At 39.6% G+C, this 24,811-nt stretch carries 23 protein-coding genes; 9 read left to right on the plus strand and 14 right to left on the minus strand.

Features of this window, described 5'->3' with window-relative positions:
* Window positions 1-3: 3 nt before the first annotated feature.
* The 9 genes from pth to CRI9333_RS05860 form a co-directional block, all read right to left on the minus strand.
* Window positions 4-657: an aminoacyl-tRNA hydrolase gene (gene pth, locus CRI9333_RS05820; RefSeq protein ID WP_015202232.1), complete on the minus strand. Its 654-nt coding sequence runs from the start codon at window positions 655-657 to the stop codon at window positions 4-6.
* Entirely contained in the window at window positions 647-2,074 is a 1,428-nt protein-coding gene (gene hemG / locus CRI9333_RS05825; protein ID WP_015202233.1) for a protoporphyrinogen oxidase, read from the minus strand. Before hemG ends, pth begins: the two co-directional genes overlap by 11 nt.
* Window positions 2,075-2,106: 32 nt before the next feature.
* Window positions 2,107-2,331: a DUF2811 domain-containing protein gene (locus CRI9333_RS05830; protein WP_015202234.1), complete on the minus strand. Its 225-nt coding sequence runs from the start codon at window positions 2,329-2,331 to the stop codon at window positions 2,107-2,109.
* A gap of 600 nt (window positions 2,332-2,931) precedes the next feature.
* On the minus strand, window positions 2,932-4,614 hold the full coding sequence (locus CRI9333_RS05835) for an HD family phosphohydrolase (RefSeq protein WP_015202235.1): 1,683 nt from the start codon (window positions 4,612-4,614) through the stop codon (window positions 2,932-2,934).
* Window positions 4,615-4,939: 325 nt separating this feature from the next.
* Window positions 4,940-5,287 (minus strand): DUF3082 domain-containing protein, encoded by a 348-nt coding sequence (locus CRI9333_RS05840; protein WP_015202236.1) that lies wholly within the window; start codon window positions 5,285-5,287, stop codon window positions 4,940-4,942.
* Between the two features lie 237 nt (window positions 5,288-5,524).
* Window positions 5,525-6,475 carry a 4-(cytidine 5'-diphospho)-2-C-methyl-D-erythritol kinase gene (gene ispE, locus CRI9333_RS05845; RefSeq protein ID WP_015202237.1) on the minus strand — a complete coding sequence of 317 codons (951 nt, stop codon included), beginning with the start codon at window positions 6,473-6,475 and terminating at the stop codon, window positions 5,525-5,527.
* 255 nt (window positions 6,476-6,730) lie between these two features.
* The gene (locus CRI9333_RS05850; RefSeq protein WP_015202238.1) at window positions 6,731-8,308 is read right to left on the minus strand and encodes a B12-binding domain-containing radical SAM protein; all 1,578 of its coding nucleotides are present in this window, start codon (window positions 8,306-8,308) and stop codon (window positions 6,731-6,733) included.
* 155 nt (window positions 8,309-8,463) lie between these two features.
* A complete protein-coding gene (rsmA, locus tag CRI9333_RS05855) occupies window positions 8,464-9,339 on the minus strand; it encodes a 16S rRNA (adenine(1518)-N(6)/adenine(1519)-N(6))-dimethyltransferase RsmA (protein ID WP_015202239.1) in 876 nt (291 codons plus the stop codon).
* A 24-nt stretch (window positions 9,340-9,363) separates the two neighbouring features.
* Complete coding sequence (locus CRI9333_RS05860) at window positions 9,364-10,803, minus strand: NACHT domain-containing protein (RefSeq protein WP_015202240.1); 1,440 nt, start codon at window positions 10,801-10,803, stop codon at window positions 9,364-9,366.
* A gap of 159 nt (window positions 10,804-10,962) precedes the next feature.
* On the opposite strand from CRI9333_RS05860, the gene CRI9333_RS05865 reads away from it, so the two are divergent.
* The 5 genes from CRI9333_RS05865 (at window position 10,963) to CRI9333_RS05885 (ending at window position 14,824) form a co-directional block, all read left to right on the plus strand.
* Window positions 10,963-11,628: a TIGR00266 family protein gene (locus CRI9333_RS05865; protein WP_015202241.1), complete on the plus strand. Its 666-nt coding sequence runs from the start codon at window positions 10,963-10,965 to the stop codon at window positions 11,626-11,628.
* Window positions 11,629-11,707: 79 nt separating this feature from the next.
* Entirely contained in the window at window positions 11,708-12,385 is a 678-nt protein-coding gene (locus tag CRI9333_RS05870) for a TIGR00266 family protein (protein WP_041226410.1), read from the plus strand.
* Between the two features lie 50 nt (window positions 12,386-12,435).
* Entirely contained in the window at window positions 12,436-13,131 is a 696-nt protein-coding gene (locus CRI9333_RS05875) for a TIGR00266 family protein (protein ID WP_015202243.1), read from the plus strand.
* A 232-nt stretch (window positions 13,132-13,363) separates the two neighbouring features.
* Window positions 13,364-14,185, plus strand: coding sequence for a M48 family metallopeptidase (locus CRI9333_RS05880; RefSeq protein WP_015202244.1), 822 nt, complete (start codon window positions 13,364-13,366; stop codon window positions 14,183-14,185).
* A gap of 216 nt (window positions 14,186-14,401) precedes the next feature.
* Entirely contained in the window at window positions 14,402-14,824 is a 423-nt protein-coding gene (locus tag CRI9333_RS05885) for a response regulator (RefSeq protein ID WP_015202245.1), read from the plus strand.
* Between the two features lie 80 nt (window positions 14,825-14,904).
* Here the strand turns inward: CRI9333_RS05885 and purB are convergent, their stop codons facing one another.
* From purB to CRI9333_RS05905, 4 genes are all read right to left on the minus strand, one after another.
* The gene (purB, locus tag CRI9333_RS05890) at window positions 14,905-16,200 is read right to left on the minus strand and encodes an adenylosuccinate lyase (protein ID WP_041226413.1); all 1,296 of its coding nucleotides are present in this window, start codon (window positions 16,198-16,200) and stop codon (window positions 14,905-14,907) included.
* Between the two features lie 22 nt (window positions 16,201-16,222).
* Window positions 16,223-16,816 (minus strand): hypothetical protein, encoded by a 594-nt coding sequence (locus CRI9333_RS05895; protein ID WP_015202247.1) that lies wholly within the window; start codon window positions 16,814-16,816, stop codon window positions 16,223-16,225.
* 61 nt (window positions 16,817-16,877) lie between these two features.
* Entirely contained in the window at window positions 16,878-17,882 is a 1,005-nt protein-coding gene (gene obgE, locus CRI9333_RS05900) for a GTPase ObgE (protein ID WP_015202248.1), read from the minus strand.
* A gap of 245 nt (window positions 17,883-18,127) precedes the next feature.
* On the minus strand, window positions 18,128-18,823 hold the full coding sequence (locus CRI9333_RS05905; protein ID WP_015202249.1) for a Mo-dependent nitrogenase C-terminal domain-containing protein: 696 nt from the start codon (window positions 18,821-18,823) through the stop codon (window positions 18,128-18,130).
* A 98-nt stretch (window positions 18,824-18,921) separates the two neighbouring features.
* On the opposite strand from CRI9333_RS05905, the gene CRI9333_RS05910 reads away from it, so the two are divergent.
* On the plus strand, window positions 18,922-19,290 hold the full coding sequence (locus CRI9333_RS05910; protein WP_015202250.1) for an EamA family transporter: 369 nt from the start codon (window positions 18,922-18,924) through the stop codon (window positions 19,288-19,290).
* Between the two features lie 3 nt (window positions 19,291-19,293).
* On the opposite strand, the gene CRI9333_RS05915 is transcribed toward CRI9333_RS05910, so the two are convergent.
* Window positions 19,294-19,971, minus strand: a complete 678-nt coding sequence (locus tag CRI9333_RS05915; protein WP_015202251.1) for a ComF family protein — start codon at window positions 19,969-19,971, stop codon at window positions 19,294-19,296.
* A gap of 320 nt (window positions 19,972-20,291) precedes the next feature.
* Between CRI9333_RS05915 and CRI9333_RS05920 the strand changes: the two genes are divergently transcribed.
* The 3 genes from CRI9333_RS05920 (at window position 20,292) to CRI9333_RS05930 (ending at window position 24,757) form a co-directional block, all read left to right on the plus strand.
* Window positions 20,292-22,121, plus strand: coding sequence for a sensor histidine kinase (locus CRI9333_RS05920; protein ID WP_157462277.1), 1,830 nt, complete (start codon window positions 20,292-20,294; stop codon window positions 22,119-22,121).
* A complete protein-coding gene (locus CRI9333_RS05925) occupies window positions 22,108-22,563 on the plus strand; it encodes a response regulator (protein ID WP_015202253.1) in 456 nt (151 codons plus the stop codon). Before CRI9333_RS05920 ends, CRI9333_RS05925 begins: the two co-directional genes overlap by 14 nt.
* A 160-nt stretch (window positions 22,564-22,723) precedes the next feature.
* Window positions 22,724-24,757 (plus strand): ATP-binding response regulator, encoded by a 2,034-nt coding sequence (locus tag CRI9333_RS05930; protein ID WP_015202254.1) that lies wholly within the window; start codon window positions 22,724-22,726, stop codon window positions 24,755-24,757.
* Window positions 24,758-24,811 lie beyond the last annotated feature (54 nt).

Here is a 24,811-nt window from a genome sequence, read left to right on the forward strand (position 1 = left end):
TGGTCATTGGTCATTGGTCGTTGTTAATTCTTTATTGTTGTAGAGATTCATTGCTTTTTCAACGCCTTGTTTGATGCTGATTTCTACTGCATCCGATACAATTTTTAATACTTCAGAGATGAGCGGATTTTCATCTGCTGAAAATTTGCCTAAAACGTGGGAGACTGAACCTTTTTCAGAACTAGCTCGACCAATACCAATTCGCAAGCGTGGAAAATTGTCAGTACCAAGATGAGCGATCGCAGATTTCATGCCATTATGACCGCCTGCTGAACCTGACAAGCGCATCCGCAAGCGTCCTACAGGCAAATCCATATCATCATATATTACCAACACTGACTCAGGTGGCAACTTATACCAATCTATAGCAGCGCGAATTGCTTGCCCAGAAAGGTTCATATAAGTCAGGGGTTTAATTAAGCGGATTTTCTCGCCTTTCGGACTACGACCTTCCCCAAACAACGCTTGAAATTTACGATTTTCACTTAAAGAAATTTGCCAGGAACGTGATAAAGCATCAACCGCTTCAAACCCAATATTATGCCTTGTTTGGTCATACTTGGGTTCAGGGTTTCCCAAACCTACAATTAATTGGGGAATTACTAAAGATTTCTCTTGTTTATTATCCTTTTTTCCTTGGTTGTTGCTAATTGTCATTGATAATTGATAGTTGTTTATTGATAATTGGTAATTGATCGTAGGCGCGTTGCACACAATCACCTAAAGAAACGCCATCAGTGTAGTTACTACATAGATATAAACCAGGTAGTTGTGCCAAATCTTGATTGATTTGGGCTAAACGCAGATGATGACCTAAAGTATATTGAGGAATTGCCCGTTTCCATAAATGTACTGCGATCGCTTTTGGAGGTACATCTTTTTTAAGAAGAACGCGCTGCAAGTCTTTATGGACTGCTTGAACTAATTGCTCGTTGTCTAGATTACCTACTTCTGGATCTGTAGCCCCACCAATAAAATTAGTTAGCATTTGCCAACCTTGCGGCGCACGTCCTGGAAATAAGCTAGAAGACCAAATTGTGCCTAGAGTCCGAATACCTTGACCTCGTGGAATTAAGTTTCCAAAGCCTTTTAGGGGAAATTTTAAGGCATCGTCTGGATAAGCTAAGACAACGCAAGCTACTGAGGGATAAGGAATTTCTTTTAAGGCAATACTCGCATTTGGTGCTAGATTATGCAGCAATTCGGCGGTTACATAAGCTGGGGTAGTTAGAACAACAGTACGCGCTTCTACCTGCTGACTACCTTCTGGGGTAGAAAATTCTGCAATATAAGTTTGATTGGCTGTTTGACGAAGCTCAGTCAAAGTCCAATTTAGTTTAATATTTTCACCCAGATGGGATGCGATCGCTTTTGGTAGAGATTGTAAACCCTCTTTAAACGAGCCTAATTCACCACGGCGAACAGTAGGCAAACTGGGATCTGTTGGCGGTTTCTGTTGCTGGCGTTGCTTCCGTGACAATATTGCCCCAGATACCAGTCCCCCGCCCACATTTTCTAGTTGAGCGATCCGCCGAAAAGCTGAACGGGCGCTGAGTTGATGCACATCACCAGCATAGACACCAGAGACAAACGGCGCTACCAATCTTTCTGCCACTTCTGTCCCTAAATGGCGCTTAAAAAACTGAGCAACTGTTTCCTCGCCTCCTTGCTGAGATAAGTGGTTGCCTATTGCTGGTGGGATAAACCCTAAAGCACCTACTAAAGCCCTAAACTTGCCTGACAAGCTTAGTAACTTGGATGTGACAGCCGATGGTGGACTCATCGGTACAGGAAGTAGCTGACCTTTCCAGTAGACAAAACGAGGTAAGCGGTGGTCTGCTAACACCAACTCCTCTCTCAACCCCACATCTACTGCCAGCTTTAGCAGTGCTGGTGTTGGTGTAAAGCTGGTTGGCCCTTCTTCCCAAAGAAACCCACCCGCCTTACCTGTTGTAATATTTCCGCCAACTCGTTCTTGACGTTCGCACAGCAAAACTTTTCGCCCGTCTTGATGTAAGGCGTAGGCTAGGCTAAGACCGCTTATTCCGGCACCAATGATTAGAGTATCTACCACTTTTGATTAGTCAGCTAAGAATTAATAACTGCTTATGCAGGATGTTGGAACAACGTTTCTAAATATACACGGGCGCAGGCACGATAGTTTTGAGAAACTTCTGTTGTTTTGCCATTTCCATTTTGGAGCAAAAACAGTGATAATGCTGCGGCAAATACTCGGTCTTGATCCCAGTTGGGATGAGTGTCTAAGTAACCTTTGAGAGATTCATGTAGTTCTTCAGGAATTTCTGCCAGGATACTGATGCTTGCGCTCATAAAACACCTATATCGGTGAAAAGAACATGACAACCTTGGTTACAAGAGGTTTTCAGGGCTAGGTAAAGATGAAGTGTACAGTGCAAATTAGCTTCATCTATGGCACTTCAGCTTTTTTCTAGCTTCTTGCTTCTATTGGTTGGTCGCCTCATTTTCCGCTATCAGGGGGTAGTGTTGTCAATGTTGCGAAATGTTAAAAAGGCTCATAACGAGAACTAATATATAACGATGCAATAGGATTTTTTAGGGATTTTTGTCATTAATCTTTACATTTAAACATTAATCGGGAGTACTTGCGCTGCCTTGAAGAAAAATCCCCAGGCAGACGGTAATACTGCCTTTAACTGTTTACACTTGTGGAAAACGCCTGATTATCTGTGGAAAAAGTTGTTGAGGGTTGGGGAAACAGTGGGGAAACAGGGAGGAAATTTTTGGCTAAGAATAAGAATTATCAATTAACAATTAACAATTGGCATAGGACTTACGCACCTACAACGGTAAATTAGGCTTGTAGGGCGGGTTGCACCAAAAGGCTATGCTGACAAACCATTGATCTACATAAACCCGCCCTAACCTGACTTAGCAATTAACAGTCAAGGGTTATTCCGATGTGAGAGTTTGACCTAAAATACTAAAAACTTGACGCTGCTCAAATAGTTCAACTAAGTCGCTGTTAATTTTATTTTTGCTGGCTTCTTGTCGGAGGATGTTCAAAGCCGTTTCTACGGATAAACGACGCTTGTAAGGGCGATCGCTCGCTGTCAGCGCGTCGTAGATATCTGCAATTGTTAAAATCTGAGTTTGAATCGGAATGTCTTGCTGTTTCAAGCCTTGAGGGTATCCAGTACCATCTAACTTTTCATGGTGTCCAGCAGCAATTAAAGGCAAATTTTTGAGATGCTTAGTCCAAGGGATACGTTTGAGAAATTCGTAAGTATGAGTGACATGAGCTTCAATGGCTAAACGCTCTGATGGGGTGAGATTACCTCTAGGAATCATTAATTGAGACATTTCAGAGGGTTTAATCAGTGGTTTGAGTTCGCCATCAATGTCAGGGTAGCTGTACTGAGATAGTTCTGTCAGTTCAACCAAAACTTCTTCAGATAACGCCTGAAATTTTTTTGTCTGGAATACTTCTGGTTCATTAATTTCTAGTATTATTTGCCAATAACGGTTAAGTGTATTAATGATTTGAGCTAATTTTGTGTCAAATTCTTGTAGCTGATGACATTGGTTACAACCGTTAGTTCGTGCAAAATCTTGATGTTGATGCTGAGGATGCTCTAATAAATGCTTAAATTTATTTTGAGCGCATTCCATTTCTAATGTGCGTTGAGCTAAGGCAAAGCGATGACGAATTATCTCTAGTTGTTCTGGATATAACTTTTTTTCTTTGATTAAGATATTTTCTGGTACACCTACTTTGCCAAAGTCGTGTAAGATGGCGGCGTAACGAATTTCTTGTAGTTGGCGATCGCTAAAATAAATTGATCGCAATGACCCAGTAGTAACTGCGCTTGCTTCTTCACTTAGGCGTACAGTTATATCTGCGACTCGCTCAGAATGACCAGCCGTTGAGGGATCTCGTGCTTCAATTATTTGGACAGATGCTTTTACAAAACCATCAAACAGATTTTCAATACTTTGCTGTAGTTGGTTTCGTTCTATAGAAATTGCTGCTTGAGAAGCAAGCGATCGCACAATTCGCTCTTCCCATTGTGAATAAGGTTGAGTAACTTCTACTGCATTCTCTGGTGTAATTAATATATCAGGTCTAACTTTACGATTTAATAATTGCAACACACCAATTATTTCCCCATCTTGGTTTTGCATTGGTAATACCAATACTGAACAAGTACGGTAGTTAAAATCTAAATCAAAACGGCGATCAATTTGATAGGAAACACCATCTGGTAACTGATAAGCATCTGGTAAATTTAAGCTTTCTCCTGTCAAGGCTACATATCCGGCAAGACTTTGAGGAGTTATAGGTATAGCAAATTCCTGAAAATCATTGCTGGGCTGAGAATCATTCTGTGCTACCTTAAATAGCAACTTAGGAATGGCATCATTATTGTCTATCAAATAAACGCTGCCAGCGTCACTAAAAGTAATCTCTCTGCTTTTAGAGAGGATTAAGCATAATAAGTCTCCTAAGTTATTACTACCTGAAAGTGCTGTTCCAATTGCTAAAAGCTTTTCAATCAAATCGACTTTGTGATCAAGTTCTTGTAAGTTATCTTGATTATCTGTATTGGTATGCTGGGGTTGAGAAAGAATCATATTTTTTTGTTAATATTTGTAATTTAAGTTTTGTCAAGTACGTATAACAAACTATTTTTATTACTGAAACTACCGTTATACATTTAGTAAATATATCAACACAATTAAGTATGAAAATACACTTCCACCCCTCTTATTCAACAGGTAGAGGAAGATTTGTAAGTTTCTAAAATGAAGCTACTTATCAAGAGAATATAACGTAATGGATTACTAAACTTTTTGCAAAAATCAGTTATTACATCTGTGTTTATCTGTGTGCATCTGTGGTTAATTATCTAACATTTGACTGCTACAAGGTCTAATAATTAGTTAAATCACGCTATTATTATTGTTTTGATGGTGTAGAAGAGGGTTTGGTGAAGCGTTGAATTACAGTTTGGATTGCTAAAGCTACCAAACCAACAGTAACTAAACTAAAAACACCTGTTGCTAAAGCTGCCGTACCCGTGACTAAAGTGCGAACAGCAACAGCAATATTGTGTGCAACTGTACTGCTGGATGTAACTGGTTTAGCAGCAAAGCTTTGAGCAATTGAGGATGTGAGGGAGTAAAGAGCGATCGCCATTCCTCCAGAAATCATCGCACCAGTTAAACAACGCAGTGGACTGGTTAAGGTTTCAGTTGCTTCGGTAGAAGTAGGAACTGAGTCTTTATTTGGGGTGAGATTAGTCATAAAATAAGTTTTAAGAAAAAAGTGTTGATAAGCTACTGTGTTTCGCGCGTTTTATATTTGAGGGGGAGAGGATGGAGGCGAGAGGGTTATAGGGTTTGATAACTTTTCTCTCAGTTAAAAATGTCCAAATTAAATGCGTAGATGCTTATGCAGCTAGTTTAACTAAAAAAAATTAAACTTCTCCTGAAATTTAATTTTACTTCAACCTCTGATGATGGCGATAAAGCAGATTTTATTTTATTTAACAGAGGAAGCCACCTGGATGCCTGTATTACAAAAACGAGCTACCCACAAATCTAAATCAGGATGATTCATTATTGTCTTCACTTGCTCTTTAATTTGTTCGGCTTGAACTTGAGACTCTACTAATGCAAAAACTGTTGGACCAGATCCCGACATCATAGTTGCCGCGCCAGTGCTTTGAAACGCTTCCCTTAATTGCAAAACTTGAGGATAAGCTGGTAAGACGACTTTTTCTAAGTCATTGTGGAGTAATTGACCAATTTTCGCTCTATCCTTACGTGCGATCGCATTTACCAATGGTCCAGAATGTACCCGTGCAGAGCGAGATTCTAAACTAACAGTATCAGAAACGTAAGAACTGCCAAACTGTTGACGGTAGGTTTGGTAAGCCCAAGGGGTAGAAACTGCCAAACTGCGATATTTAGCTAAAACTACATAAATATGGTCTAAATCTGGCAAGGGAGATAACTGTTCACCTCTACCTGTGGCGATCGCAGTTGCACCAGCAAGACAAAAAGGTACATCTGAACCTAGTTTAGCTCCCAATTCTTCTAATTCAGAGTGAGTTAATCCTAGATTCCAAAGCAAATCTATTCCAACTAATACAGCAGCCGCATCTGTAGAACCACCAGCCAAACCTGCGGCTACAGGAATACGCTTGTGGAGGGTAATTTCTACACCACCATATTGAGCCAAAGCTTGAGGGAATAACTCAGCCATCAATTCGGCGGCGCGATAAGCTAGGTTAGTTTTGTCTACTGGAACTTGGGGATGATCGCAATGCAGCCGGATAGTATCAGTACTAATGGAACGCAAATCAATTTGATCTGCCAAGTCGATGCTTTGTAACACCATTACCAGTTCGTGATAACCATCAGCGCGATCGCCCAAAATTTCCAAATATAAATTGATTTTGGCTGGCGCAATTAAAGAGTAAGAACGCATAAGATATAAAATTTGAGATTTGCGAAGGTTTTTAGGTACTCAGACCAATAAAAACCAATTATCTTTGCTTAAAGCGTATCCTAAAAATAATTAGATTTTAAAAAATATCTGCATTTATCTGCGTTTATCTGCGTGCATCTGCGGTAAAAACATCTTTAATTAATACAATAGCGTCATAACAGTTAATAACTCTATAAATAAAATCTTTCTAGCGCCAACCGAAAAGCTGGCGCTTGTGCTGTGCCTAACTTCTACTTAAATTGACAGTGCCTCAACTTTCGCCTCAGATGGTTTTTCTACACTTTGCTCTAAATATGCAGCTAATTGAGCTTCAATTTGTTCGCGTACAATTTGGCGATACTCTTGGAAATGCTCAATGTGAGCGCAAGTAGAGATATAACGCTCAAAAACCCCTGGGTTGTGCTTGTAGATGCTAAACAAGTGATGCCAGAACAAGAAACGAGTTTCCCGTTTTATCCCTTGTCGCCAAAGAATAGTGAATAACGCTTTAATAACTACCCAGTTTGGCATTTGGGCTTCACCCTTCCAACTCGGTTTACCCATAATTAAAAAGCAGCGATAAGTGCGATCTAAGTACCGTACTGGGTCGTATAAAGTACAAAATGCGTCAATGTATTCCTTCGCAATATCTTCTATCGGGCGGGTAGGGGTGAAGTTCATCAACGTCATTTGGTTGCCGTTGCCTTCTACAACTTCCAGCAGTCGTCCTTCTTTATTCAAGCGATGCCAAAGTGCCGTATTTGGTAACGCTTGCAACATCCCGAAGGTAGTAGAAGGAATTGCGGCTTGTTCAGTAAATTGGACAATGCGCGAGCCTGCACCTGCTTTTTCCCCATCAAACCCAATAATAAACCCAGCCATTGGGCGCAAGCCTGCTTTGATAATCGTTTCTACCGAATCTTTCAGCGAATTGCGGGTATTTTGGAACTTCTTCGTCATTTGTAAACTTTCTTCATCCGGCGTTTCAATTCCCAAAAATACGCCAGTGAAACCAGATTCAACCATTAATTCCATCATTTCTGCGTCTTGCGCTAAGTCAATGGAAGCTTCCGTATCAAACGTAAACGGATACTTATGTTCTGCCATCCAGACTTTTAACTCTTTCAGCAACAATTTGACATTGCGTTTGTTGCCAATAAAGTTGTCATCCACCATGAAAATACTACGCCGCCAACCTAAGTTGTAGAGGCAATCTAACTCTGCTAACAATTGTGCAGGGGCTTTAGTACGTGGTTTACGACCGTAAAGTACAATAATGTCGCAAAATTCGCACTGGAAGGGACAACCCCGCGAAAATTGTACCGACATCATATCGTAGGCATCTAATTCTAGTAAATCAAAGCGGGGTATTGGTGTAGTTGTGACATCGGGTTTTTCTGTAGTGCGGAAAGTCCCAGAAGTTTCTCCCCGATTAACTGCCTCGACAAACATTGGCAGAGTAATTTCCCCTTCATCAAGAATTAGAAAATCTACTCCAGCGCCTTCTACTTGTTCAGGTACAGAAGTTGCAAAAGGTCCACCCACAGCAACTAGCTTCCCACGCCGTTTGGCTTCTCGGATTTGTGCGAGTAAATCTTGTTTTTGGACAATCATCGCAGACAAAATTACTATATCTGCCCATGCCCATTCTTCTTCTGTTACTGAGCGAATATTACGATCAACCAGCTTGTATTCCCATTCTTGAGGTAAAATTGCTGCTACTGTGACTAAACCTAAAGGCGGTAACAGCACTTTGCGATCGACTAATTCTAAAATTTTTTCGTATGACCAAAAGGTTTTGGGAAATATTGGATATACCAGTAAGATCCGCATATAATATCAAGCCTCACACTAAAAATTATTAACTATACAGATTCACTATAATGTGCATTATTGAGATTTGGTTGTTTTAAGAGATTTTAACCGCAGATAAACGCAGATAAACGCAGATGAATGCAGATATTTTCTGTGATTAATTATTTTTCCGATCAGCTTTTAATACCCTCTCCATCTTGCAAACAGTTACTTAAAGCGACCCATTGAGCTAAACTAAGTTCCTCAGCACGAGCTTGGGGGTTAATATTTAATTTTTCCAGTAAGTCGGTTAAGCCATACTCATTCTCGTTCAAAGACGCGGAGGGAATTGCTGGGAGAAAGCGATCGCTTATGGCTTTTAAATTATTTCTTAACATTTTGCGCTTCTCAGCAAAGCCCAACCTTACCAAACTCTCTAACTTTTTGGCATCATTTGCCTGTGGCTCAAACTGTCGAGGGCGCAACCTGACTACAGCAGAATCAACTTTTGGTGGTGGGTAAAAATCACGCGCTGGCACACTACAGATTAACTCACATTCTGCCAAATATTGCACCCGCACCGATAAAGCTCCAAAAGCTCTCGATCCAGGTTTGGCATACAATCGTTCTGCTACTTCTTTTTGCACTAGCAGCACAATTAAATCATAAGGTGCAGAAGCTGGTGTGGCAATTCTACCTAAAAGTTTCTCTAAAATTGGACCAGTAATATTATAAGGAATGTTAGCAACAACTTTATTAAGATTTTGAAAATTTGGAAAGCTGGCTAGATGAGCAGGCAAATCTAGTGTTAGGATATCTCCTTGCAATAGTAAAAATTTATCAAAATAACCAATTTTTTGAGCTAACACTTTGCATAAATCACGGTCAATTTCAACAGCAACGGCAGACTGAACTTTCGGTAATAATTTACGAGTTAAAACGCCTTGCCCTGGTCCAATTTCCAGCACGCGATCGCCCTCTGATAACTCAGCAGCAGCAATAATATTATCTAAAGCTTTTTCGCTCCGCAGCCAGTGTTGACCAAATTGTTTTCTAGGGCGATGAACCATATAATCAATTATGAATTAACAATTTTAGGACATTTTGGCGAAATGATCTTGTAATATAGCATGGATAAACCGATAGCGATCGCCAGCTTTTTGTAGTAACAACCTTTCACTAGCGTAGTTAAGAAAACGAACATAATTCCAGGGAGTATAACCATCCCACAGCAAAATTAACCGCAAAGTAAAATCTTCAATTATAGGAATACTAGGGATTAACATAGCTACGAATCCAGCAATTATTCCAGCAATTAGCCCAATAATTATAGCAGTAATCCAGCCAGAGATAATTTTAGCTAATAGCACCGAAATTAAAGTAACAATTATGCCAAAACTTAATCTAATCCCAAGATTATATTTTTTTTTCTGAATAGGAGTAAGCAACCAAGAAGCGTGCATACTCTCCACCGCAAATTCTATCTGATTCTGCTGTTGCATCTTTTGAGCCAGCCATGTTAACCAACGCCGTGTTTGGTCAGAACTTGGTTGTTTGCCACGACGATACCAACTAGATGATATATTTCTGGTTAGCATCCGGCGGATATAAGCATTTAGTAAATAAACTGTGCGATCGCTTCTTGAATTAAGACGTTTCCAAGAGTGCATTAAGATATCTTCATAAGCGAAAGTCATCATGCACAACATCACAGGTATTTTTGCTAATGCTAATAACTCCCGCTCAGTTTTGAGGTTTTCCCATAATTCTCTGCTTCTAGAACTTAGTAAATATTCTTGGATTTGTAACTCATTTAGCGGTCGTAAATAGACAGCACCATTTAGCCGTAGCCAAGTCTTATAATTTTTATAAGCTTCTAATCGAGTACAAACAACAATGTATTTGGGTGGATTGTATCGTTGAAGTAGTTGATTAATTGCGTGAATACATCTTTCTTGTTGAGATAATTCCAGTTCATCTAGCCCATCTAGTAAAGGTAATATTTGTTGCTGTTCAATCCACTGATTGCCTATCAAGACCTTAATACCATATTTAAAATGCAATTGGTTGACTAACCAATCAGCAATAGCTTGGTTGTCATCCTTCCAGTCTGAAAGATTAAATAAAACTGGGAGGGGATATTGATGATTATTTTCAGCACGAATAATTAAATCTTTGGCTAGTTCTAGTAAAGTTGTGGTTTTGCCTGTTCCTAACGCGCCCAAAATCAGTAATCTACCTGCTGTATCATCAAAAACTTGAGTAATGCTGATATCGGGAGACAACCTATAAGTGGAACGCCTACCAATTTTGACATCCACATCCGATAGTCGTTGTACTTGTTGCGGTTGATTTCGTTGCAAACTGATTTGGATAGCAGTATGCAAGCAACCGTCTAATCTTTGTTTGACTTCCAGCTTGACTTTTTGGATTAACTGCTCTCGATTTTTGTCACTTGCTTGCTTTGTAGCACTGACGACTCCATTGTGCGGAATGATCATCTGCGTTATTGGTTGAGGGCTGATTTTAGTCATAGCAGGCAAGAGTTTTATCTAGCTACGAGTTGCTTTTTCATATATTTACTCAAAGCGGACAGAGAATTCCTGATCTTTTTTTTAAGAAATTAAGAAATTCAAAATAGTCATGTCAAACTTATAGATATTTGCATCCGCCGTAGGCAGGAGATTGCCACTGTGAAATATGACATTCGTTACAAACCAGCTTTTGCAGCTATATTTTTGAGTCTCAGTCCAGGTGAGAGTATCACCGCAGAAGCAGGCGCTATGACCAGTATGAATGGTCAAATTTCGATGCGTACTGAGTTTTCAGGTGGTTTACTGTCGGCATTACTAAAAAAATTCTTTGGTGGTGAATCTTTATTTGTGAATGTTTTTACCAATAATACACAGCTACCCTTAGAGGTAGTTTTAACTCAATCTACTATTGGTGACATTGCTTGTATCGACTTGCGGGGTGGACGTGAGATTTGTTTTCAGCCTGGGGCTTACATTGCTCATACTCCTGGGATCAATATAGGTGTGCAGTGGGCAGGTTTCTCCAGCTTTTTTGCAGGAGAAGGACTGTTTAAGCTGAAATTGAGCGGTCAGGGTCGGGTGTTTTTCGGTGCTTATGGCGGAATTAGCCAAAAACAAATTAATGGTGAATTTATTGTTGATAGTGGACATTTAGTGGCGTATGACCCTGGAATTAAGATGAAACTTGGGCTTGCGGGTGGTTTGATTGGGTCTATGACTTCAGGAGAGGGATTAGTAAATCGGTTATCTGGCAATGGTGAGATTTACTTACAGTCTCGTAGTGTTGGCGGTTTAGTGGGTTTCTTACGCCCAAAGTTCCGTTAATCAATTGGGGATTTTAGATGGATTTGAATAGCTGAAATCTGCGATTAAAGAATTAATGAGATTGGGAAGTAATAAATCAATGAATGTCGAAATTTTACATCAACCGGATAGTGCGATCGCAAAAGTTACTTTAGCTGCTGGTGAAGAATTAGTAGCTGAAGCTGGCTCAATGATTGCTATGAGTGGATTTGTCAATGTCAGCACAACTTTAAGACAAGGTAAAGGAGGCGGAATTTTAGGCGGTCTTAAGCGCATGGTTGCTGGAGAATCCTTATTTTTAAGTGTTTTTCGTTCTCCCTCTGCTGGCGGAGAAGTTTTTGTAGCACCAAAATTACTAGGCGATATATTGTTATATCAAATGGTAGGTAACGGATTAGTTGTCCAAGCAACTTCTTACTTGGCTAGTGAATCAAATGTTGATATTGAATTAGGATTTCAAGGTTTCAAATCCCTGTTTTCTGGCGAGTCAATTTTTTGGCTAGATATTAGTGGGTATGGTTCTGTAATCCTCTCGTCGTTCGGTGGGATTTATGAAATTGATGTTAATGGTGAATATATTGTTGACACAGGTAATATTGTTGCTTTTGAAAAAAGCCTAACTTTTGATATTACCAAAGCTAGTTCTAGCTGGATTGGTTCATTTTTAGGTGGTGAAGGATTAGTTTGCCGATTTAAAGGGCAGGGAAAAGTATATTGCCAAACACATAATCCGACAGCATTTGGTCAGTTAGTAGGCTCTCAATTACCAGCAAGGTAATAATCAATCACCGATAACAAATTACGAATTAATTATTCAATCTGAGAATTATGAAAGAAATTGCTTACGAAATCGAACATTCTCCCGCCTACGCTTCCTTGCGTTTAGATTTGCAGGCAAACCAATCTGTCTTAGTTGAATCTGGGGGAATGGCAGCAATGGACTCTAGCATCAAAATGAAGTCTAAGGTGCAAGGGGGATTAATGCAAGGTCTTGGGCGAATGGTAAGCGGTGAATCGTTGTTTATTAGCGAATTTACTGCTCAAGGCGCACCAGGACAACTCTATATTTCTCCTGGGATTCCTGGCGATATTCAGCATTATCATTTAAATGGTAATAGCTTGATTATTCAATCTTCTGGATTTGTTGCTTGTAGTCCTACTGTACAAATTGATACCCAATTTCAAGGATTAAAAGGCTTTTTTAGCGGAGAGTCTTTGTTCATGGTAAAAGCAAGCGGTCAAGGCGATATCTGGTTTAGTTCTTATGGTGCAATCCTAGAAATTCCAGTAGCGGGCGATTATGTTGTAGATACTGGGTATATTGTGGCATTTGAAGATACTTTAAACTATAACGTTCAGATGTTAGGAGGATTATCTTTTTCTGGTTTAAGAACTGGAATCTTAGGCGGCGAAGGATTAGTTTGTAATTTTCAGGGTAGAGGAAGATTATGGATTCAATCACGAGAACTTTATGGTTTAATCAACTTTTTAAATCCTTTCCGTCCTGTTAAAAGTAGTAATTAATTATTGTCATCTGCAAATTAACTCGCGGGCAAGATGCCCGCACTACATCTGTGTTTAATTGTGTTGTATATACTACCCAGTGTAGTGTGACGATCTTGCTCACAAAGGATTTCAGCGCAACTCCTGAATTATTATCCCTCTGATAAAAATAATTAATTTCATCTGTGTTCATCTGTGTTTATCTGTGGTTAATTATCTCCAGAAATTATTACTAACTAGGAATAAATTTATTATGGCTTCTAAATTACAACCAATAAATCGCAATCCACCGCCTAATAACCGCCAATTGCTCATTTTGTTAGGATTATTTCTAGGATTTATTGTGAGTATTTTATGGATAGTTGGATTAATAGCTAATAGTTTAATTTGGGTAATTCCTCCTAGCGTGGAACAACAATTAGGTGCTGTGATTGTTCCTGCTTATGAAAAACTCGCTCAACCTTCCCCAACTCAAGACACACTCAATCAGTTGTTGAATCGACTAGAAACTAAATTACCACCAGAACAAAAACAACAGCGTGATTACCAAATACTATATATTCCCCAACCTACGGTAAATGCACTAGCGTTACCAGGCGATCGCATTATCATCTTTGCTGGTTTACTCGATCAAGTAGAATCAGAAAATGAGCTAATGATGATCTTAGGGCATGAGTTAGGTCATTTTGCCAACCGCGATCATTTAAGAGGTTTGGGATATCAAATCTTAGTGCAAGTTGCTTTTTCTTACTTTTTTGGCGACACTGGATGGTGGTCATCATCTGTTGCTTCTGGTGTGGAAGCAGTAACTAAAGCACAATTTTCTCAGTCTCAAGAAACGCAAGCAGATCAGTTTGGCTTAAATTTATTACAGTCTACTTATGGTCATGTAGCTGGTGCAACTGACTTTTTTACCAGATTAAACCAGCAAAGAAATTTAGATATAGCTTTTTTAGCTAGTCATCCTGCACCTGGTAAGCGGGTTGTAGAGTTACAACGCTTAATTAAGGAACTTAATTATACGACAAAAGAGCGATCGCCTTTACCGAAAGCTATAGCTAACCTCAAATCTTAAATTCAGCAGCCTATAATTCATTGATAACCTTTTGTTTAACTAAATTTATCCTTGAGCGAGTTTAATAAAATTAAACATTATTGAATTTTAGTAGTTTAGCTTACAAACATTCAGTAATTTAGCTAGTACTATATTCAAATTATATAAGCCATTATCTTTAAAGATAATGAGAATTTTACATCCTTATCGTTTGTTAGTTAGGATATAGGCAAATATATGACAAAAATATTAGTCATTGAAAAGGAAGAAGTTTTTAGGGAAAACCTGCTGGAAATTTTGGAACATCTCGGCTATGAGTCCATCGGCACGAAAAAGGGTAGGGGATGCGTCAAGCTCGTAGTTGAGCATCAACCCGATATAATTATTGGTGACTTACTCTTATCTCAAATTGAAGATCACACTATTTTGACAGCTATTCGTCAAACTCCAAAAATCTCTGCAACTCCATTTATTATTATAAGTTCTCAAACTGAAAAATCAGCTATTCAACAAGGTTTTGATTTAGGAGCTAATGATTATTTAGTTAAACCTTTAACAATAGCTGATTTGCAAAAGTCTATCTGTAATCAGATAGAAAAATTAAAAATTAACTATAATTCTTACGCCTTTAATTTATCTAGGAATGCTTGTATAAGTTAGGGGTATTGGTTTGCATTTGTTGAAAATTGTTAGAAAAAAAGCCGTCCAAACTATTAGTTTAGACGGTGCAGTTGATGATATTAAATACTCAACCGTTGATAAATCTGGTCTAGATTCTTCAAATGATGCTGCGGGTCAAAACATCCCTCAATTTCTTCTGGAGAGAGATGTTCAGTTACCCTAGAATCTTTGCTAATCAAATCTTGGAAGTTACCATCTTCTTTATTCCACGCTTGATGAGCGCAAGATTGCACAACACTATAAGCATCTTCACGGTTCATGCCTTTTTCAACCAAAGTTAGCATTACCCGTTGGCTGAATACTACACCACCGTAGCAATTCATATTGCGCTGCATATTCTCTGGATAAACCAACAAATTTTTAATTAAGTCGGTTAGTTCCACAATCATAAAATCGGCTAAGGTGCAAGAATCGGGTAAAATCATCCGTTCTACAGAACTGTGGGAAATATCCCGTTCATGCCATAGCGCCACATTTTCTAAAGCTGCAACCGCATTACCGCGTATAATTCGCGCCATCCCTGTTAGGCGTTCTGAACGAATCGGGTTACGCTTGTGAGGCATTGCAGATGAGCCTTTTTGCCCCTTAGAAAAATATTCTTCTACTTCTAAAACGTCTGTGCGTTGCAAGTTGCGAATTTCTACAGCAAAACGTTCAATAGAAGCAGCGAGTAAAGCAAGGGTTTGGACAAAATCGGCGTGACGATCGCGTGATATAACTTGAGTTGATGCCGTATCAGGTTCTAATCCGAGATTTTGACAAGCGATCGCTTCTACACGGGGATCAATATTGGCGTAAGTTCCCACCGCACCAGAAATTTTACCTACAGCGACTTCATCACGAATACGCACCAAGCGATCGCGGTTTCTTAAAACTTCTGCTAACCATCCAGCTAACTTAAACCCAAAAGTGATCGGTTCAGCATGAATACCGTGCGATCGCCCAATCATCACCGTATTGCGATGTTGCTGCGCTTGGTAGCGAATAGCTTGAATTAAATCTTCCAACCGTGTCAACAAAACATCTACACTAGCCACCAGTTGCAACGCCAACGCTGTATCTAGCACATCTGAACTGGTTAAGCCTAAATGAATATAACGTCCCGCATCTCCCACATACTCATTCACATTTGTGAGAAATGCGATCATGTCGTGGCGGACTTCAGCCTCAATTTCCAGCACGCGCTTCAAGTCAAAATTCGCCTTAGCCTTAATTTCCTCCACCGCCTCAGCAGGGATATAACCTAATTCAGCTTGAGCTTCACAAACGGCAATTTCTACCTGAAGCCACGTTTTGAGTTTATAAGTATCAGTCCACAAATTGCCCATTTCGGGCAGGGTATACCGCTCGATCACAGTCCGCCACACAGTACAACCTTCATATTGTACTTGAAGATTTTGACGGTAAATAGCTTACTAGCAATTTGAGAAAGTAAACCGCAGGGAACCACTCCATTCCAGGGACTGGGGACAATATATAGTTATTTAATAAAATACTTCCTATATATAAAAGCATCACTACTGATCCTTGCAGATAAAGTGGTGAAAGCAGAATTATTAATGTGGCGATAATTAAGTAAGTGTATATAACAAATGAGTATTTTAACTCTCCGTCAAGGTACAGCCAAGAAATAATAAATGGATGAAGGTGTAATGTGATGAATAAGAAGTGGTATTTAAAACCATTCTCGACTTTATGATGCCAACGTTTAGCAGTTGGAGTAGCATTTACTATAGCTCCACCCACTAGATCGAAAGCAAATATAGCTGCAATTATCAGTTGCCATACATTCCATCCTAAATTATTTTTAATTGCATAAAGTGGAACAGCCGTTGTAGCTAAAAGGGCAGGCGTTAGACATAACCACAACTCTGATACAGACATACCACGCCCAACAATCAAATCCCAGATTCCTAGTACTCCTTGTCTCGGAAGTTGTAAATCATTTATCTCTGTGTTCGCTTTATTCATAGGGGTGTTTTTATTTGAATGTTCGCTTGCGAACGAGACGAAGTGTTAACGCACCCCTACGCTAACTCACTGCTGCTAACTCATCTAATATCTGCCAAGTGTTCTGCAATAAAGCGTCTAATCCAGTCCGAGCAACTGCTGAAATTAGAAATACTGGTGAATTACTAATCTTAGATAACTCTGCCTTCAAACTATTTTGAGTTTCTAAATCAACTGCGTCGATTTTGTTTAATGCTAAAAGTTGGGGACGCTCAACAAGACCACGCCCATAAGCTTCTAATTCTTGCTGAATTGTCTGGTAGGCGGCAATGGGATCTTCACCAGTCGCGTCAATTAAATGTAGCAATACACGGGTACGCTCAATATGGCGCAAGAAGTCGTGTCCTAGACCTGCGCCCTCTGATGCTCCCTCAATTAAACCAGGAATATCAGCAAAAAGAGTACCGTCACCGCTAGGTTTACGCACTACACCCAGATTCGGAACTAATGTTGTAAATGGATAATCTGCTACTTTGGGACGTGCTGCTGAGAGAGATGAAATCAGTGTGGATTTACCTGCATTTGGTAAACCCATAATGCCGACTTCAGCTATTAGTTTCAACTCTAAACGCAGATGCTTATGTTCCCCTGGTAATCCTGGTAAGGCATACTCTGGAGCGCGGTTACGATTGCTGAGGAAGTGCTGATTGCCCAAACCGCCTTTACCGCCTGCGGCTACACAAAATGTTTGCCCTGGTTCAATGAAATCAACGATTAATTCGTCTGTTTCGGCATCATAAATGACAGTACCACAAGGAACTTCAATGAGGAGATCGCCTCCTGCTGCACCAGTACGGTTACTTCGTCCCCCACGTTCTCCATCTTGGGCTTTGAAGCGGTGCTTATACCTAAAATCCAGCAAAGTTTGCAGGTTTTCTACTGCTTTAAAATAAATGGAGCCACCGCGACCACCGTTGCCACCAGAAGGTCCCCCAGCAGGGATATATTTTTCCCGACGGAAAGTTACGATGCCGTCGCCGCCATTTCCTGCTTCAACTTCAATTTCTGCTTGATCTATAAATTGCATACTAAACAATTAACAATTAACAATTATCAATTATCAATTTCACCTCAAATGAAGTTGGGGGCTTGCATCTGGAAATTGAGCGTTGCTGAAACACCTTTAACTAATGACAAGTTAAATTAAATACTCAGTTTCTTGATCAGCAGAGTATAGTTATCAGCTTATCGTAGATCAGCTATCAGCCAATAATTAAACTACGAAGCTACTAAACTGGCATATTTTTCAATTATAAACAATCACTAAGTTAATCAAAAATACTGTGAGACATCCTCACCGCAGTCATCAGCTAGGTAGGATAAAGCTCGGAAGCGTAAACTAACTAACTGCTCGTATAGAGGATTGAGCTTACACAGGGGGGGGATATGCACAATTTTATGCCCAAATAGTTCAATATCTCGCTCAAAGGGACATTGTGAGGGAATCAGTTTACCCAAAAATCTTGCTACTCTTGGGTCGTGAATTTCTAGCCCGTCTAGCCAGTGTCGTACTGGTTGCAGCAAAGCTCGTTGTCCTTGGGCAGACAATTCGCTAATATTTAACGTAGTTGATCTTTGATCTGGCTCTGTTTCTGGGTGTTCATAAAGGGTATGTCTTAAGGCTTCTAGTGCGATCGCTTCTTTTCCCAATGCTTGAGCAAACTTGTATAACAGTTTATCTTCTAAGTAGGAATAGATGCCATCTGCTAAGGCTACCAGTACAGCCGTGCGTAAGAAATTTTCTGCACCTTCAGAGTCATTAGCAAAAGCTGCGGCTAATTCCTCTGCTGTAATTGGTTCTACAGAACTTAAATCAATTTTGGGATCTATTTCCTTTTGAGTTAAGGAAGCGATTAATTTTTGCTCTTCCTCATCAAAATCACCGTCTATCCACGCAACGGTTAGTAAACCACGTAGCCAAATTGTGATTTGTTCGCTGCTGTAGGGAGATTGAATAACGCTAGTCATATAAATTTACTGTTATTTCTTAAGTTTATCCTAGCTCTGGTGGGGAGTAAACGGGTTGTAAACTAGAAAACTAAGTCTGTTCGCATCAGGATGTTGCTGTGACTTTATCAGAATTCGGTTTGTTTTTAATTTCTATTGTTATGAGCGTTGCAGGGCAGTTTTTTCTCAAATCTGGCGCAACCAAGCTGGGACAAGTCAACGCCAGTAATTTAGTTAGCCATGTTTTAGGGATCGTGACTACGCCAGAATTAGTAGTTGGGCTAACTTGCTATGCTTTAGGAGCAATTACTTATATTTTATTGTTAACGCGCGTCGATCTTAGTGTTGCTGGTCCTGCTGCTTCTTTGGTATATGTTTTTTCGGTGATAGTCGGTTACTTTGTATTTAAAGAAGCTATCCCAATTAATCGTTATGTAGGTTTAAGTTTGATTATCTGTGGCGTTATCCTAGTAATTTGGAAGAAATAGCTCTTAATTACTGTTTACTTTTGAAGTCGCGATCGCAACTAATCCATAAACTTGTATCCCTTGCTGTTGCAGGGTTTGGGTAGCAGATTTAACAGTTGCACCAGTAGTATAAATATCGTCTAGTAATAATACGGCATTACTACTTTGTACTTTCAATTTTTTACTCAAGCGGAAAGCTTCAGCTAAATTTTCTTGTCGCTGTGACTGAGATAAACCAAACTGTGCTTCTGTGGCGCGTACTCTTTCTAAACCGTCTTGCAAAGCTAAACCTGTGAATTTACAAAAACTTTGTGCTAACAGTTCTGCTTGATTATAGCCGCGCTGCTTTAATTTACTATCATGCAGGGGAATAGGCACTACTATTAATTTTTTTGTCGTTTGAGATATTGGTGATTTTAACCAAGCTTCCCCTAACCAGTAACCTAAAGGGAGAGCTATTTGTGGTTGTCGATCATATTTTAAAGCTGCGATCGCTCTTTTAATTGCTCCTCCGTATACGCCCCAAGCAAATACTGGCAATTCTCCTTGCCATAAATAACTAGAATTAGTGAATTTACAGCTTAAAAGTTGCCGTTGACAGTATTGGCAAAATTCAGCTTCAGTAGCACGTTGGCAAAGTGGACATTTAGATTGCAAAAATATATTCAGAAATTTATTTAGAGTTTGCGCCAAGTTTTGCATATTAATAGCACAAGCTTTTACAATTTAAGTAAGTTCAATTACTCGCTTCCCACTCAAAGAATACCTATTTATAAACCGCCAAGACGCAAAGAACGCCAAGGAATAAGAAGAATATAATCGGTAATCTTTTAATGGGAAGGGAGTAATTATTAAATTATATAGTTTTGTTAATAACTTCACTCATCATTTACCTAAAAGCTGTTTGATATACACAGGGAGCAAAGGTCTTAGCAGTTACTTAATATTGGCATCTATCTAAGGGTAGATAGCAAAAGCTATATCACTTAAGTTAAACGTAGAAAATATTGCAAATATAAAACTTGTTTTCTTATTTCCTTTTGGTTTCAGGAAAGCTAGAGGAAATCACGCCTAGAAGGTTCGGGATGGGGTTATTGCTAGAAATGACTTTAGAGCAGACTGAAGCATTAAACGAAAGTGAGCAGAGGTTTCGCGCTACATTTAACCAAGCGGCTGTTGGTATTGCCCATTTGGGGCTAAACGGACAGTGGCTAATGGTTAATCAAAAGCTTTGTGAGATTGTGGGGTATACCCAAGAAGAACTGTTACAGCTAACCTTTCAAGATATTACTTACTCAGAAGACTTGGATACTGACTTAGAGTATGTTAGGCAAGTTTTAGCAGATCAGATTCAGACTTACTCAATGGAGAAGCGGTATATCTGCAAAAAGGGTTCTGTAATCTGGATTAATTTGACAGTTTCATTAGTGCGCGAACTTACGGGTGAACCAAAATATTTCATTGCTGTAATTGAAGATATTAATCAAAGAAAATTATCAGAGGTAGCATTAAACCGTTCCTCCCAGCGTTTGGAAGTTTTGCATACAGTTGATAGTGGTATATTAGCAGCTTATTCATTAACAGAAATTGTTCATGCTGCACTATCGGGTTTAGCAAAATTAGTAGTATCAGAACAATCGTTTGTAGTTTTATTTAAGTTTGAAACACAACAAGCTGAAGTTTTAGTAGAAAAACTAACTGGAGATTGGAAATTGGCAATTAAGAGTAAAATGCCAATTACAGATTTTATTAATTCCGATTTTTTAGCAGAAATCAACAATCATGGAAAAGGCGAAATTTCTAATTTTTCTAATTTATCGGTTTTTCTAGAATACCCGCCAATTCTCCAGCGTCAAAACGCCCAATTAATGGGTAGTTATATTAGTTTGCCTTTAGTAGCTGACAAAAATCTTATTGGTCAATTAATCTTAGCTAGTAGAGAAAGATTTGCTTTTAATCCTGAACACTTGCCAATTGTGAGTGAAGTAGCAAATCAAATTGCGATCGCAATTCGTCAAACCCAACTGCGAGAACAACTCCAACGTAAAGCTGAAGAATTAGAACAGCGTGTAATTGAGCGTACTGCTCAATTACAAGATGCAAATGCTGAATTAGAAGCATTTGCTTATTCTGTCTCTCACGATTTACGTGCGCCTTTACGTGCTATGCAAGGATTTAGCCAAATTTTACTAGAAGATTATGCCGACAAAATAGACTCATTGGGTCAGGAGTACGCGCATCGGATTGTTAGAAACGCCCAGCGCATGGAAAACTTGATCCAAGATTTGCTTGCTTATAGTCGTGTTAGTCGCACTGAAATCAAACTCCAGTCGATTAACTTGGCATCTATAATTAACAATGTTTTAACACATTTGCACGATGAGTTCCAAGCACGACAAGCGATTGTAAGTGTAACAGAAACATTACTTCAGATAGAGGTATTAGCACACCGTACTACTTTGATTCAAGTATTAATAAATTTATTAATGAATGCGATTAAGTTTGTAGCGCCAGGGGTGCAACCTGAGATTGAGATCTGGGCAGAAGAACGCAACTTAAATTTAGGATTACAGTCTCAGGAAGAGGAAACAAGCAAACATCAAAAATGGATACGTCTATGGGTAAAAGATAATGGTATTGGTATTGCTAAAGAGCATTACGATCGCATTTTCCAAGTATTTGAACGTTTACATGGCATTGAAACTTATGCGGGTACAGGCATTGGACTAGCAATTGTGCGTAAAGGGATAGAACGGATAGGGGGGAGAATAGGAGTGGAATCAAAAGTTAACGAGGGTAGTAGTTTTTGGATAGAGTTACCAAAAGTTGAACAAAAAAATGATGATAGCTGACAATACCATTTTGCTTGTAGAAGATGATCCTAACGATATACTGCTAATTCAGCGTGCTTTTTTTTATAAAGCTAACGTGAAAAATTCTGTACAAGTGTTAAAGGATGGAGAAGAAGCACTGTTGTACTTGAGTGGTAAACAGATGTATGCCGATCGCGATCGCTATCCTTTACCGATATTAATACTGTTAGACTTAAAACTACCCCGCAAGTCTGGTTTTGAAGTATTAACATGGCTACGTCAACAACCAGGGCTGAAACTTCTGCCAGTAGTGGTACTAACTTCATCCTCTGAAAATAACGAGATTCAACAAGCTTATAATCTGGGTGCTAACTCTTATCTAGTCAAACCAGTAGGTTTTGATGCGTTGTTAGAAATGATTAAGCAGATCAACTTATACTGGCTGGGTTTAAACAAAAAACCAATAGTTAATCCAGATTAATTTGTAGCCTTCTATACATGAGGGTAGGGATCATTTTGGCACTTATACTATCACAATAGTATTAAGAAAAGATGATTAATACCTACTCCTCCTGCGTTACTCTACCTTTAGTAGGGCATAGCCCTACTTTCCTGATTGCTGATCTAAATGGAGATCAACTTTGAGCCAAACTTTGCGTGTTCTAGTTATTGATGACAACCCAGACGATCGCCTTCTGGCTATCCGCCAGTTAGAGCGAGAGTTTGATGATCTTAATATAGAGCAAATCAATAATCCAGCACACTTAGAGCAAGCAATCAACGCTGGCAATTTTGATCTGGTAATTACAGACTATCAATTGCAATGGACTAACGGCATAGCAGTTATTCGCCGTATTAAAGAGCAATATCCAGACTGCCCCATAATTATGTTTACTAATAGCGGCGATGAGGAAGTTGCCGTTGAAGCGATGAAGGCTGGACTGGATGACTATATTATTAAATCGCCCAAACATTATATGCGGTTAGCGAGGGCAGCGCGTTCAGTAATGGAGCGAGTTTGGCAACGCCAAGCCTTAAAAGAATATGAAACCCTTTATCGTCGTTTGTTTGAGGGTGTACCAGTAGGGCTTTATCGTACTACGGCAACAGGGGAGATCAAGGATGCCAATTCAGCAATGGCGCAGATGTTGGGTTATGTAAATCCGCAGTCGCTCTTTGGTGTGAAGTTGGTAGATTTGTATGTTAACCCACAAGCGGGTGACTTATGGGAAGCCCAAATTCAGCAACAGGGAGTAGTGCGGAATTTTGAGGTGCAATTTTGTTGCAGCAATGGCAATATAATTTGGGTACTTAATAGTGCTAGAGCAGTTACAGATAATACGCTGCAAATTTTGTACTATGAAGGCGCAATTGAAGATATTACAGAACGCAAGCGCATTGAAATAGAACGCGAGAAATTATTAAAAAGTGAACAAGCTGCACGAGAATCTGCTGAGGCGGCAAATAGAATTAAAGATGAGTTTCTGGCGACACTCTCCCATGAGTTGCGAACTCCCCTGAATGCGATTTTAGGGTGGGCGCGGATGCTACATAGCCGCCAGCTTGACCAAAATACTACGACACGCGCGTTGGAAGTAATCGAGCGTAATGCCATAGCGCAAACTAACTTAATTAATGATTTATTAGATATTTCCAAGATTATTAGTGGTCAATCGCGTCTCCAAATTCGTGAGGTTGATTTGGGGCTAATTATTCATACTGCGATTGATAGTATGCAACCAGCAGCAGATGCTAAGAACATTCAGTTAAATTGCATAATTGATGCTGTTGCCAGAATCTACAAAGGTGATGCTGATAAGTTGCAGCAAGTGATCTGGAATTTACTTTCTAATGCGATTAAATTTACGCCATCTGGGGGAAAGGTAGAGGTTGAGTTATCTTTATCTACTAACAGCAAAAATCAGCCATTAGAAGCAGGATTACAAATAGCTATAGAGCAAGGTAGTAGAGCAAGCTTAATTTCTCAGGCTTTTGTAGAAATTCGGGTAAGTGATACAGGTATAGGGATTCCGCCTGAGTGTACACCGTATATTTTTGAACGCTTTCGCCAAGTTGATAGCAGCATTACGCGATCGCACGGTGGTTTAGGGCTAGGATTAGCCATTGTGCGCCATTTAGTAGAATTACATGGTGGTACTGTCTCTGCTGAAGGTGCAGGTTTAGGTAAAGGAGCAACTTTCATAGTGCAATTACCATTACTGCCAGAAACTAAAATTTTAGTGGAGGAGGAAGGAGAACTTCCCGCCTTCGAGTCTGCGCCTGTGCAACCACTCCAGAATCTCCGGTTGCTGGTTGTAGATGATGATCCTGATTCCCGTGAGTTACTCGATGCGATTTTAGAACAGGAGGGTGCTGAAATAATACTTGCGGCATCTGTAAGGGAGGCGTTGGCAGTTTTGAATCAAAGTTCTCCAGATGTGTTAATCAGCGATATTGGTATGCCAACTGAGGATGGCTATGCACTAATTCGCCAGATTAGGAATGGGGAAGTATTGCCAGCTATACCTGCGATCGCTTTAACTGCTTTTGCCCATGATTCAGACAGACAAAAGGCACAAGAGGCAGGTTTTCAGTGGCATCTTTCCAAACCTGTCGATCCTAACGAGTTAATCATGGTAGTAGCAACTCTGGCTGGGCGTACCGCCAAGCTGTAATCATTTCTGTTGGGACTGACTAAATTTTAGTAAACTAAAAATAGTCCCTGTTGG

It is taken from the genome of Crinalium epipsammum PCC 9333, from assembly GCF_000317495.1.
Classification (GTDB): Bacteria; Cyanobacteriota; Cyanobacteriia; order Cyanobacteriales; family PCC-9333; genus Crinalium; species Crinalium epipsammum.